This is a genomic window from Paenibacillus agaridevorans, assembly GCF_003112455.1.
Taxonomy (GTDB): Bacteria; Bacillota; Bacilli; order Paenibacillales; family Paenibacillaceae; genus Pristimantibacillus; species Pristimantibacillus agaridevorans.
Genome location: NZ_BDQX01000047.1, coordinates 24765 through 38847 on the forward strand (window position 1 = coordinate 24765; position 14083 = coordinate 38847).

The window sequence follows — 14083 nt, forward strand, 5'->3', positions numbered from 1 at the left end:
TTAACATGAAATTAGGAGAAGAGAAGTTGGGCTCAGAGGAGAACAAGGTGAAGGAAAGTTTAATAAGCCGGCGCAAATTGCTGGCATCGATGGGAATTGCCGGTGTCGGGTTGGCGTCCAGCAACCTGCTTGGCGGAGCAGGGCAAGCGTATGCGGCCGAATCAGAGGTGCAGCGCAATAGGGTGCAGGATTTGCTGGCGCTGAATCTAATGGTGCCTGTAACAATCGCCCAGTTGCGTGCAGAGGAAAGCCCGGGATTAGGAGCGCTATACTATGTTCAGGACAGAGGGATGGAAGGGATGTTCCGCTATGATCCGTCTGACCAGGTATCTGCTGACGACACAGGCGGGGTGCTTGTATCAACGGCTGGCAAGAGGTTCAAGCGAATTGTGGAAGACGATGTTAGCGCGAAATGGTTTGGTGCAAAAGGAGATGGCGAAACGGATGATTCGTTCGCAATCGTTCAAGCTAACGCTTATGCGGCCGCGGGCGGAAGAGCGGTGTATTTTCCTGGCGGAACGTACAGAGCCCACGGCCTGTTGCCCACCGTTTCCTGGTATTCGCGTGAACGGGCAGTTATAAAAAGTAATTTTAATCCTGGTATGTCGGAATTCGATCGCGACTTTGTTAAAGTCATCAATCAGACAGGCCTCACGTTCGAAGGACTGGTCTTTGATGGTAATGTCAGCGCTGATCCGGACGCATGGAATTCGTCGAATTATAATGCATTTGCCGGTTCTATAGCCTTTGACATTTGGGGAAGCCAGCATATTGTATTGCGGAATTGCGTATTTCGCAATAGCTTCTTCTCAACCGTGCGCATCGAGTCCGAGAGCAGCCACATTACGTTGGAAAACTGCAGATTAATGCATGCTCGCGGAAATTTCGGAGACTGTTTCTACTCTCAGAAGTCTCACGATCTCACGCTCATTAACTGTATAGCTGAAGACTATACGCGGATTGGATTTGTAAACGATCTAGTGGTCTACAATGTTGACTATTCGCTATGTTTTGCAACGAATGGGCATAATTCTTCCGTTCTTTATGGGGGAGCCGAATACAACGCAGGCTTCTGGGCTGAGCAAACGGTAAGCGTTACATACTCGCAATGTGTTGCGGAGAACAATTCGGACCGGGGGTTTGTAGCTATTGCCGGCGGTCCTCTGCCAACCCGGACAGAGAGTGCTTCATTTATCTTTCAATCCTGTATTGCCTACAATAATAAAGGCTACGGTTTTATTGTCGGGACTTATGAGGAACATCATAATGTTACGGCAAGCATGAATGGCTGCGCGAGCTACAAATGCCTTAACGGGATTACGATAGTGGCTCGCAATACAGCGGATTCGTATCGATTAACCGATTGCCATGTCGAGCTTTCCTCCGAAGGGGATCATGAATATATCGGTTACTTGATCCTCGGTGCTCCGGGTATATCGCCCAGAATCAAGTTGAACAACTGTGTTACGAATTGCAATAATCGGGCAGATAATAAATTTCTCTCACCGGACCACATGACAGCCGATATTATGCTTTACGAGAGTGGCAAACCAATCATTGAGCTCAATGGTGTCTCCAACAATGGATTATATAATGGAGATGCGGCGCCTGTATTTATAAAAACGAATAACAGTGTGCCTGAATTATATGTAACAGGCAGTAATATCGCGCTTCCGTATATACAGGATTTTACGAAATTATCATTTGTTCGATGCCGCTTCATTTCATCCTCTCAATTTATTGGAAATCCTGCGGCAACTGGAGAAATTTCGTTGCAAGATTGCGAGATTATTGCGCCGACGACCATAATGACAAACGGGCGTGTGCAACTCCGGTCTGTAACGATGAAGCTGAGTTCTCACCAACAACTGAAGGTCAGCCGCTCGGCATCGACGAGAGCTTCCGCAACGGAGTTTGTTCAATGCCGCATCATTAAAAATATCACTGATTCCGCCGTTGAAGCGATCAAGCTTGAGGACACGGGCGGCGCTGGATCCAATGTATGGTTCCAGCACTGCATCTTCCAAAACGAAGGCGGCGCGCCGACGAGTGCGAAAGCGTTCATCGAGTCGACCAATAGCGATACGAAAGCTTGGTTTGATGCCAGTTATTCCGATCAATCTGTTACGTCCGCCATGAAAACAGGCGGAACATTGTCTACCCCGGTCGGACTTTCCCTTATTGCGCTGCAATAAGCCGGCGAAAGCCGTTTACACTTGATAGGTATAGAATTAGCGAGCTATATGTCCAATCGGACAATATGGCTCGCTCTGTTTCATTCCTTGCATAGCTGATGGAGGAGCAAAAAAGCTGATTTACAGTGGTGACTTGCGAATTCTGCTGATACTATTGTGATAGAAGATTTTCACGATGAGAGGGGCAGAAAGTTTTATGAAATACTTTAAAACTCGTCCGATTAAGCTGCAACTGCTTGTTATACTGTGTATATTTGTTGGTGTGATTATATTGATCATGTATATGACCTACAATCAATCCACTAAAATAATTTACCAGAAAAATGAAAATTATTCGGTTGAGTTGCTAGATAAAATGACGGAATACGTTCAATCCCAAATGGAACAGATCCATGGAATCATTGAAAGCACACTCTATAATCCCGATATCCATTATTATCTTAAAACATCTGATTTGCTTGATAAATATGACCTGTTCCAGAAAGTGGACAAGCAGGTGACAACGATTTCTCAGCTTCATCCTGGCGTTGTTGATATTACGATCATTGGTGAAAACGGAAATAACGTTAATCTCATGTCAGACAGCGGCAAGAAGGAAGCCGTTATGAGTACAGTAGCGGAATTGGCGTTACATAAAAACCAATCGGCAAAACCGTATTATACACGATTAATCCATACGAATACGCAAGAAGATTATTATATCATCGGAGCGAGAATTAATGATATATTTCCGACAAATACATTGGGATATATTATTGTGATACTCGATTTAAATGCGATTTTCCCTAAGTTTAATACGTTGCTTGAACATGGCTTTGGGAGTTTTTATGTTCTGGATCGTTATGGAATTATTAATGCAAGCAACGATAAATCGAGGATCGGAGAAAAGCTGGAGACTGCCTCCTACAACGATCTCATGCAGACAGCGAATATCGTACTTGAGATGGAACTGCCGGATATTCAGGGGAAAGTCGTCAATGTGTATTCGAAATCTGATCTATTCCGGGGAATGGACAAGATCCGTACCATGTATGGATGGCTATTGTTATTTTTTATACCGCTAATGGGTTTAATTTTGTGGATCATTAGCCGCAATATTGTGGAGCCCATTCGGAGCTTTATTAGATTTATTCAAATTGTTAAAACAGGTGAGCTTAATCAGGGTTATAAACGACTGGAGCTATCAGGCTATCACGAAATTATGATAATGGCTAATAAGTTTAATGATATGCTCGATGAAATCAATAGATTGACCGATGAGGTTGTAGCTTCGAAAACCAGAATTTATGCGCTGGGCATGCTGAAGAAACAGGCAGAGCTTGCTTTCCTGAAGCAGCAGGTAAATCCCCATTTTCTATATAATATGCTGGAATCCTTAAAAGGCATGGCTCAAGAAATCGGTGCAAAGGAAATGAAAGAAACGATATCCGCCTTAGGGCGAATGCTTCGTTACAGCATCAAAGGCCAAGAAGAAGTGACGCTTAGGGAAGAACTGACTATTGCTAACTATTATATTGCGCTGCAGCAGTTTCGATTTGAGGATCGTTTCGAGGTCCATGTCGATGTTCAGGACGACTTGTTAAATTGTATGGTTATTAAAATGCTGCTACAGCCCATATTGGAAAATGCAATTACCCATGGATTGGAAATGAAGATGGGGAAAGGGCATTTGTGGTGCAGTGGGTATCGAACAACGGATGGAAATATTGTCCTTCAAGTGAAGGATGACGGCGCAGGCATGGGGCCAGACCAATTGAATCGACTCCAGCAGGTACTTGATATTAAAGGCGAATTGCCGGATTTGTTTCAAAATCAAGAGCATCTTGGAATCATTAATGTTCATTATCGTCTGCGTACCACCTATGGAGAGCCTTATGGGTTAAAGCTTGATAGTGTTTTAGGCGAAGGAACGGAAGTACAACTCATACTACCCTGCGAAGAGGTGCTGGATGATGAATAATGTCATACTGATTGATGATGAAAAAAGGATTATTAGGAGCTTGAGGTCAAGCATCGATTGGAAAGCATACGGATTTGAAATTATAGCAGAGGCGTCTAACGGAATTGAAGGATTGGAGAGGATCAAGCAGTTATCTCCCGATCTTGTATTTACTGATATTCGAATGCCTGGTATGGACGGGTTGGAGTTAATCAGGCAAACAAATGAATTAAATATCGGGACTAGTTTTGTAATCACTTCAGGATTTAAGGATTTTGAATATGCACAGCAAGCGATGCGATACGGCGTACTGGATTATTGCCTCAAGCCATTCGAAGAGGATGAGCTTATTGAAGCATTGCATAAATTTAATAGATCATCTCAGAAGCAACAGGCGGCGCATTATCGTATCCCTGATTCGGATCATGAGGACGCTACAAGAAGTGCAACATTTAATAGTGTGCTCACTTATATAAACGACCATTTTCGAGAAGATATATCGCTGCATAACATTGCGGAGGAATTACAATTAAATCTTAGCTATGTGAGCCAATTATTTCGTAAAAACGGTAACGAAACCTTTCTTATTTATCTTACAAGAAAGAGAATTTCCTATGCCTGCGAACTGTTGGCGGGCTCTAACTTGACTATACAAGAGATATCCGGTCGAGTAGGTTATACGGATTATTTTCATTTCGCGAAACTATTTAAAAAAATGATGGACCAGACTGCGACGCAATATCGAGACAGTAACAAGAGAAGCTGAACGGCTAAAAAATGAACATAGACTTGCTAAAGTTCTGACATACGAAATAAGGAGTCTGCACTTTATACTAATCTTGTAAGCGCTTATCAAATCATCGTGTTACAAACTTAGGGGGGAAAAAAATGAGGAAAACGGGTAAAAGGTTAGGGGCATTCGTTATGGCGCTCAGTCTCGTATTGGCAGCGGCATGCAGCTCCAATACAAATTCAAATGAGGGGACTTCAAGCGCAACAACACCGGCAGAGAGTGGACAGACAGCCGGAAAAGAAACGACGGATATTAAAGAAGAGTATACGATCAAGGTTCTTACACAGAACAACAGTCAGATTAAAAAAAGTGATGAAACCAAAATTGGAAAAGTCATCAAAGAGAAGTTCAATATCGTATTCGAGTATGTGCAGACACCGGGAAATTACGCCGATAAGCTGAACCTTATGTTAGCAGGTGGGGATTATCCGGAAATTATTGGGATTCAGGATAATGATACTTTTGATAAATATGTAAGAGCAGGAGCCCTTCTGCCTCTCGATGAATTTGTCAATGAGACGCCTGACTTTGCCAGTAGATACAGCAAACAGATCCCGCTTTGGAAGTTATCGGCTAATGATGGAAAGCTGTATAAATGGGAAAGTAATGTGCCCGCTGATTTTAACAATGCGCTTGAGGTCAATGATATCGGAATTCGGATTGATGCGCTAGAGCAGCAGGGGTGGCCGGACTTGCTGTCAACAGACGATTACATTGCTTTTCTAAAGAAGGCACTGGCAGATAACCCAACTACAAATGGTCAGAAGACACTTGGAATGATCGTTCCCTTCGCAGAACCTTGGGGGATGCAAGGAATAAGTGACATTATGTTTGAAAAAGGCGGTCGATATTCGACTGCGGCAGGCAACCTTGGTGTTCTTTGGAACCAGGTGGATCAAAAATATGAGGATAGAATGAAAAATGAGTACGTAAAAGAAAACTACCAGTTTTTCAATAAGCTGTACCGTGAAGGGATTTTGGATAAGGATTCCTTTACAGACAAGCTGGATCAGTTTAATGAGAAATTGAACAGCGGCAGGGCGCTGTCCTCCTGGTATGTTGTTTGGGCATTGACTACAGCCAATCATGGGTTAGTCGAGGCTGGTCAACCTGAGCTGCAGTACATCAATTTGCCGGTGCGCAGCATGACTCAAATCGAACGCAACGAAAAACGGCAAATTCGTGTTGAAGATACTCGCCCCTTTGCTATATTTGCGATAACTAAAAATGCCAAACATCCAGACCGCATTAAGGAATTGCTGGCATTCTCAGCATCCGAGGAAGGTAGAGTTTTATTGCAATCCGGGATCGAGGGCGAAGAATATACCATTGAAAATGGCAAGCGTGTCCCAACGGAAGCTTATAAAAAGGCAGCAACAGATCCTGATGCGGGAAGAAACATCGGTTTCGGATTGTTTAATTTCCTAGGAGAGGTTTACACGAATGCGCCTGATGGCGTGCCGTATTCGATGAACCTGGACCAAGCGTTTCAGGATGAACTAGTGTTGACACCCGAAATGAAAGATGCTTATTCTCAACTTGGCTGGGAGAATTCAAAGGATTATTTCTTAAAAACGGGTGAGTCCGCCCATACAGGCGTAGCTGGAACGATTTCTATCGACACGACTTCAGAGCTCGGTGCTTTGCATCAGAAAATAGTTGATTTCCGTACGAAAAACGCTGCGAAGCTCATTGTAACTCCAAAATCGGATGAGGAATTTGAAGCCCTGTATCAAGCAACCATCCAAGAATACGAAAAGCTTAAGCCAGAAACGATTGTCAATGAATATAATCGTCTCTATCAGGAAAAGATGGCGCAGTTGGAACAATTGAAATAACAGGCATCGTTCGAGCAATGGACATGGCATACTTTTGTTTGTCCATGTCCATTGTTCAATTCTATTGCCCTTTATAGGAATGAGGCTGAAACAATGATACTGAAAATATTTAGACATCGTGAGTTATATTTAATGCTGTTGCCGGCTGTTGTTCTGGTCTTTATATTTTGGTATGTTCCGATATTGGGCTGGATCATTGCGTTTGTTAATTACAAGCCGGGGATCAGCTTGTCCAGTGCTGAGTGGGTGGGATTTCAGCAATTTAAATCCTTTTTTACGCAGAGCAGCGACTATATTTATCTTTTGCGCAATACGCTAGCCATTAATATTGGTACGCTGATTTCCAATTTATTTACTGCTTTTGTATTTGCTATCTTATTAAATGAAATTCGTTTGCGATTTTTCGGTAGATTTATTCAGACCGTAACGTTTTTTCCCTTTTTTATTTCGTGGGTCATTATATATTCGCTTTCCAATGCATTGTTTGCCCCATCATCCGGAGCGATTAATGAAATGTTGGTCGAATGGGGTATTCTGAACGAGGGCATAAATTTGTTGGGCGATCCTCAATATTCTTGGGGGCTGATGATTGCGTTAAATGCCTGGAAACATCTTGGCTACAATAGCGTCATTTTTATTGCATCGATCGTCTCCATTCCATCGGATTATTATGAGGCTGCGGAAATCGACGGTGCCAACCGTTTTCAAAAAATATGGCATATTACGATTCCTGCATTAATTCCAACTTTAATTGTATTGCTGATTTTAAATAGCGGTTGGATATTGAATTCGAATTTTGAGCAGTTCTACTTGTTCACTAATGGGACGAATTGGGAAAAGATAGAGGTGCTTGATATGTATATTTATAAATACGGGCTAAAGCTATTGAATTTCCCTTATGCGACTGCAGTTGGCATCATGAAAACTTTTATAAGCCTAGCTTTGATCATAGTGGTTAATGAGATATCCAAAAGAGCAACTGGGAAAGCTGTATTTTGACGAGGTGGTGTTTCGATGAAAGAACGATCTGTAGGCGGAACGATTTTTGATAGCTTCAATTATTTGTTTATGCTTGTTATATTAGTGCTCATGCTGATTCCCTTTGTTTATATTATTAGTTATTCGTTAAGTACACCCAGTATGATGAAGGGCGGGCTTATCCTATTTCCAAAAGGTTTTACATTGGATTCGTACAAGAAGGCTTTTGACGACCCTGCCGTTCTGTCGGGTGTATTCATCTCGGTGGCACGTACGATTATAGGGCCGGCAGCGATGTTGCTTTTTACTTCAATGGCTGCTTATGTACTAACCCGGGCCGAACTAATAGGTGTAAAGTTTTTTCGTAAATTTTTTGTTTTCACCCTTTATTTTAGCAGCGGCATGATTCCTATGTACCTATTAATGGGGTATTTAAATTTAACCGGCACCTTCCTTGTTTATATTCTTCCAGCAGTGATCTCTGTTTTCAACATGGTGCTTATAAAGACGTATATCGAGGCGCTCCCGAGAGAACTGGAAGAAGCTGCTGTCATGGATGGAGCCAATCATTTCTTGCTGTTCTTTAAAATTATTTTCCCTTTGTGCATGCCTGTATTTGCTGCTGTCGTTCTGTTTGATTCGGTTAATCAATGGAATTCATTTATCGACACTCAAATTTACAACACCATGTCGCCTAATTTATATACACTGCAGTATGTGTTGTACAATACGTTAAATCAAATCAATTCGCTGGAGCAATTGAAGGTACAAGGGCAAACTGAAATCGGCGCCCTTACTCCACAAACCTTTAAAATGGCGATTACGGTCATTACTGTCTTGCCGATTGCTTGTGTGTATCCGTTTTTGCAAAGATATTTTATTAAAGGCCTTTTGGTCGGTTCGATTAAAGGGTAATACAGATGATGTTGGCTCATTTCATACGCCGTCCGAATCTCCGAAAGAGGGAGAATTGGGCGGCGTTTTGCTCATAAAGTCCGCAAAGCTTCGCTGATTAATTGTCTATGAATTGTTCTGTCTATACTCCTGAGGGGGGATCCCCATATTTTTTTTGAAAAACTTAGTAAAATAAGAGACATTATAAAATCCGAGCTCAGAGGCCACTTCATGAATCTTGGCGCCCTCCACGCTAAGCAGTTCTTTTGCCCGGGCCAGCTTAAGCAGCTTTATTCTTTCCGATAAGGAAACGCCTTTCTCCGCATGATAGAGCCGTGACAAATAGGAGGGGCTGAGGTGAAACGTTTTTGCAAGATGGTCAAGTGACGTGTTTTCATGCAAATGTTTTATGATATAAGCATCCACCTTATCGGTAATTTGCTGTTTCTGATCCTTTTTCTCCCCCTCCGCATAAGAAAATAGCATGTCAGCCAGTCGTGAGCAATAATCTTCGAAGGCGGACCAGTTGGCATGCATCCCATAGTTGGAAAGAGGTTTTAAATCAAGCTGAATTTCGATGCTGCGGGTAATTTTTCTGGTGTTCATATACGAAAGGAGCATGACTGATAGGTGGGCGAATATTTCTAGCTGTAACGTGTAATCAATAAAAACCGCTTTTTGTATCACATAAAAAAAGTCGCTTATCGTACGGTGAAAGGTTGCTTTATCTCCAGTTTCAAGCAGGTTCGTCAGCTGGTTTAAATTTCTTTTAATGTCCTGCGGCAATAACTCCTGCTCGCTGTACTGCGAGAGCATGCTGTCTGCCTGTTCAACTAAAATGATTCCCTCATCGAGGCCGATGCCACGCTGTATCCACTCGCTCATTTCCTTGTAGGTATAATGGATTTGCAGCCAGCCTATGTTTGGTTTGGAGAGTACAAAAGAGACCGGGAGATGCAGGTACTGTCGAATGGACTGTTGGATTTTCTCCAGCAGCTCATTAATATACCACTGCAAATGGGTGAGATCTTGGGAGGATCCTGCCTGGATCAACCAAATCACATACCGATCCTCGGTAAATGAAACGATTTGGCAAGTTTCGCGCAAATATTCTTCGACAATATTATTTATCGCATATTGCAGCTGCAGCTTGTCTTTAAGCCGGTAGTCCTGCGGCCAACGATCTACTCTCCCGATCATCATAATGACCTCGTGTTCAAGGTCAAGCGGGATATGCAAGGTTTGTACATATCCAGCAATAGATTCGATAGTGAGATGGTTGTCGTACAACAGATGCTCAAAAAAATCTTTGTGCAGCAGGTACTGCGCTTTTTGCAGCTGCAGCTCTGTCTGCGTCATAATATCGTGCATGCGCAAATCGGTTTCTATCTCCCCAATGACCCTCTGAACCGTTTCTATAATAACTTCATCGTCGATCGGCTTTAACAAATAATCGAAAGCGTTTTCGCGCAAGGCGGTTTGCAAATATTCGTATTCCGAATAACCGGATAAAAAGATGACCTTGCAACGGCTCCACTGCTGTTTAACATGTTGGATCAGTTCTAGGCCGGACATTCCTGGCATGCGGACATCGGTAATCAAAATATCAATCCGATTGTTTTTCATAATTTCCAAACCTGCAATTGCGGAGTTGGCCTTCCAGATGATGAGCTCCAAATGCTCCATTCGGGTCAGCATATTATATAAGCTTTCTACAATAACCGGCTCGTCGTCGATCAGCAAAATGTTATTCATCATCCTTCTCTCCTTCAGTTATAATCGTCAGGGTTGCTGTAAGTCCGCCAAAATGATTCGTTTGCAGATGGATGCCGCTGCTTTTTCCATAGCGCAGCTGCAGGCGGCGGTGTACGTTCCACAAAGCATGATCTCCGAATTCTTCTTCCAAAACGCTATTACTTTCCCACTTCTGAAGCTGCTCGGGCGAAACGCCTTTGCCGTTATCTTCTATTTCGATAGTTAGACGGTTGACCGCTGTAATGATGCGTACATGAACCATTCCGTTTTGATGCATATCTTCAAGTCCATGAACGATTGCATTTTCCAAAAACGGCTGGATGATTAGACGGGGGACTTCCCACTCGTTTATAGAGCCATATTCGGTGAAATGAAAAGCAATACGATCACCGAATCTGATCTGCTGGATAAACGTGTACACTTTAGCATGCTGAAGCTCTTTCTCCAGAGAAATGAAATCCGCTTTGTTCTGCGTAATAAATTTGAAGTAATCACCTAGATGCCTGGACATCGCAGACACGCCCTCGAAGTCTTCATCTTGTGCCATTCTATACAAAATGTACAGACTATTATACAAAAAATGGGGATTCACTTGCGATTGCAGCTGCTTTAGCTCCGCTTTCTGGCTGCGAATCGTTTGTTCGTACACTTGCTGAACAAGGATTTGCAATTGGGCGGTCATCTGATTAAATTGCTGGTATAAATAATAAAATTCATCTTTATTACGATGCTGAAGATTGATATTAAACTGGCCGATTTCCACCAATTTAAATGCTTTCATTAATTTGCGCAGCGGCTTATGTAGAAATCGAAGCAATAACAGGGAGACGATGAGAACAACAAGGATGGCAATCGCGTAGAGCACGGTCAACCATATCTTAAACGAATAGACGGGCTGCAGCATCTGGCCTTCTTCTACAACGGTTACAAAGGACCAATTGCTAAATGTAAATGGTTTCGTGAAACGAAGATAGCTTTTGTTGTCTATCTGAAAAGAAGTCTCTTTTATGGAAGCGGTTTGTTTAATAAATTGCATTGTTTCTGCATTAGCATCAACCGAAGGAATAATAAAAGAAGAGTCCTCTTCGTTGCTCAGGATATAAGATGTGCCATTTCCTTTCGCTTTAGGATCAGCCAACTCTTTACTAATATTAGGAACAGACAATTCGATCACGACAAAAAATAAACCGTTACTGAGATGAGGAAATCCCATAGGGGAATAGATTCGACCATCCAAAACAACTAATTCTGAACCTGAGGTTTTATTTGTTAGAAGATCGTTTAGCTCCTGAGGCGTCAATTCCGTCTGACCCGTAAGGGAGGATAAGCGCCTCTGGATGTTCGGCATAATAATATAGGCCTCTTTAATATATCTACTCGATACGGAAAGGGTATACAGCTTGGAATGAAGATCATTAATCGTTTTCGTTTGTTCGTAGGGTGTCAGCGTATCGAAGCGTATGCTAATTGCTTGGAGGTCGGGATCTTTAAGGAAATCCTCCTGCAGTTGAAACGCTCGTTTTAATTCCGAATCCATCGAGGATACAAAAAAATCGGACTTCTGCTCCATCAGAACGAGGAGCTGCTGGCGAATGATATCGACTCCGGATTTGTTCATCAGGGAGCTTATTAAAAAAACAGGAATAAATACAACAAGAAAGGTTGCCAGCAGCTTTAGAAATATGCCGTAGCGGAATGGAAATAGCGTAGATAGCTTCAAAATAACCGGACCACCTCCAATTGAAATTCATCATACTTTGAAAAATATAAAAGAGCAAATAGAAAGTGAAAGAGAGAAATAGAGAACAATAGAGTGCAAGGCATGACAAGGATTCTCCCTTGTTGACGACTAAGTTCTCGCTTAAAGTTAATACATACACTCGAGTGTAATTCATTGTCGATCAGGGGGAGTTCCTTTTGAAAAAACGAATGGGCAAGGTTCGGATTATGGTTTTGATTGTGGCATTAGCCATGGTATCCATCCTTAGTGCGTGCAGCAAAGAGAATACGAGTGAGCCGAATACATCTAATGGAGCGAAGGCGACAAATTCGCAGCCTGCAACTGAATCTGCTTCCGAAACGACAAATGCAGAAAGTGAAACGGTTGATCCATTAGGCAAGTTTGATCCGCCTATCGAAGTCAAGATCGGCAGAACGGCTGATGGCTTCAAGTTTGAAGCTGGCGAGTCGATTGATAAAAATAGAGTTTACGATTTTTACGAAAGCGATTTAGGCGTGAAGTTAATTAACGAATGGATTGTGCCCGGCGATCAATATGCAGCGAAGTCCAATGTAGCTATATCATCCGGTAATATACCAGACGTGTTTATGGTTGATGGTATTCAGCTTAGAAATTTGGTTGAGGCTGGCATGATCGAGGATCTGACGGAAGTATATGAGAAATATGTAAGCGAAGACACGAAAAAAACAGTCGACGAAGATGGCGGCTATGCCGTAAATGCAGCCACGATAGATGGAAAAATGTATGCGTTTCCTGCGGTTACGCAAGGCTTCTGGACTTCGAACATGTTGTGGCTTCGTCAGGACTGGTTGGATAAGCTTGGCCTAACGCCGCCAAAGACGATGGATGAACTCGTCCACATTGCTTCGGAGTTTGTAAAGAACAAGCCTGACGGGGTGGACACTTATGGACTAGGCGTGTCCAAGGAACTGTCTCAATTTGTTGTTAATGGTTTTTTTAATGGCTATCATTCTTATCCATTTCAGTGGGTAACGGACAGTGACGGCAAGATTGTTTATGGCGGCATTCAGCCGGAAACAAAAACAGCCGTACTGGCACTAGCCGATATGTACAAAGCGGGACTTATTGATAAGGAATTCGGCGTGAAGGACGCGGCTAAAACGAGGGAGGCTGTTATTGCCGGGAAGCTCGGTATGGTATACAGCAGCTTTGGTTATGCATTCAGCAATATTAAGGATTTGTATGTTAATAATCCCGATGCCGTGTTACGTGCTTATCCAATGCCATCTGCGGATGGTGCGCCCGCCAAAGCCTATGTCGGACCTACTGCGGGTTCATTCTGGGTAGTAAAGAAAGGGTTTAAAAATCCGGAAGTCGTTATTAAATTAGCTAACTTCTTTACGGAACATTGGATGGTAAATCCAAAGTCCGATTATGGAACGGGCAAAGATAGCGGAATTATGTATTGGCAGTATTCGATTTTGCAATTTAACTCGCCACTGCTGCAGGTTAATGAGCATCGCAGAGTTAAAGCCTCCTTTTTGGCCAACGAACCTTTTGATAAATATCCAAACACATCCAACGAATATTTTTACCTAAAAGGGATGTACGATTATGCGAAAAACCCTAAAGATAATAAAAATGCTGATGTTCAAAATGGATGGATGTACAATACGACATTCGGAACACCGAATAGCGGAGCCGAAGTGCTGGATTATTACTTTACCAATAATCAAACCATGACAACACCATTAAAAATTGCTTCTACACCAACCATGTCGCAGAAAATGCCGACATTAACCAAGATGGAGGAAGTTTTTTATACCAAGGTTATCCTTGGTGAAGCGGGAGCCGATGATTTCGATAAGTTTGTGGCGGATTGGAAAAAGCAAGGCGGAGATGAGATTACCGCGGAGTTAAATAATTAGATTTTCCTGAGAGACAACGGGATTACCGGCTGTCTCTCCCCTCTCCCTTTCTAATCGAATG

At 42.6% G+C, this 14083-nt stretch carries 9 protein-coding genes; 7 read left to right on the forward strand and 2 right to left on the reverse strand.

Annotation, left to right across the window (positions count from 1 at the left end; all coding sequences use genetic code 11):
- The first annotated feature begins 5 nt into the window (after positions 1-5).
- From PAT3040_RS04840 to PAT3040_RS04865, 6 genes are all read left to right on the forward strand, one after another.
- Positions 6-2195: a right-handed parallel beta-helix repeat-containing protein gene (locus PAT3040_RS04840; RefSeq protein ID WP_219930234.1), complete on the forward strand. Its 2190-nt coding sequence runs from the start codon at positions 6-8 to the stop codon at positions 2193-2195.
- Positions 2196-2370: 175 nt separating this feature from the next.
- On the forward strand, positions 2371-4155 hold the full coding sequence (locus PAT3040_RS04845) for a cache domain-containing sensor histidine kinase (RefSeq protein ID WP_108991740.1): 1785 nt from the start codon (positions 2371-2373) through the stop codon (positions 4153-4155).
- Positions 4145-4900: a response regulator transcription factor gene (locus PAT3040_RS04850; protein WP_108991741.1), complete on the forward strand. Its 756-nt coding sequence runs from the start codon at positions 4145-4147 to the stop codon at positions 4898-4900. Before PAT3040_RS04845 ends, PAT3040_RS04850 begins: the two co-directional genes overlap by 11 nt.
- A gap of 122 nt (positions 4901-5022) precedes the next feature.
- Positions 5023-6765, forward strand: a complete 1743-nt coding sequence (locus tag PAT3040_RS04855) for an extracellular solute-binding protein (RefSeq protein ID WP_108991742.1) — start codon at positions 5023-5025, stop codon at positions 6763-6765.
- Between the two features lie 93 nt (positions 6766-6858).
- Positions 6859-7764 (forward strand): ABC transporter permease, encoded by a 906-nt coding sequence (locus PAT3040_RS04860; protein WP_108991743.1) that lies wholly within the window; start codon positions 6859-6861, stop codon positions 7762-7764.
- Between the two features lie 15 nt (positions 7765-7779).
- On the forward strand, positions 7780-8658 hold the full coding sequence (locus tag PAT3040_RS04865; RefSeq protein WP_108991744.1) for a carbohydrate ABC transporter permease: 879 nt from the start codon (positions 7780-7782) through the stop codon (positions 8656-8658).
- A gap of 105 nt (positions 8659-8763) precedes the next feature.
- Here PAT3040_RS04865 and PAT3040_RS04870 read toward each other — a convergent pair whose 3' ends face one another.
- Together PAT3040_RS04870 and PAT3040_RS04875 are read right to left on the reverse strand one after the other, a co-directional pair.
- Positions 8764-10395, reverse strand: coding sequence for a response regulator transcription factor (locus tag PAT3040_RS04870; protein ID WP_108991745.1), 1632 nt, complete (start codon positions 10393-10395; stop codon positions 8764-8766).
- Complete coding sequence (locus tag PAT3040_RS04875; protein ID WP_108991746.1) at positions 10385-12112, reverse strand: sensor histidine kinase; 1728 nt, start codon at positions 12110-12112, stop codon at positions 10385-10387. The genes PAT3040_RS04870 and PAT3040_RS04875 overlap by 11 nt, the downstream gene beginning before the upstream one ends.
- A 197-nt stretch (positions 12113-12309) precedes the next feature.
- Between PAT3040_RS04875 and PAT3040_RS04880 the strand changes: the two genes are divergently transcribed.
- Positions 12310-14022 (forward strand): extracellular solute-binding protein, encoded by a 1713-nt coding sequence (locus PAT3040_RS04880; protein ID WP_108991747.1) that lies wholly within the window; start codon positions 12310-12312, stop codon positions 14020-14022.
- Positions 14023-14083: the final 61 nt, after the last annotated feature.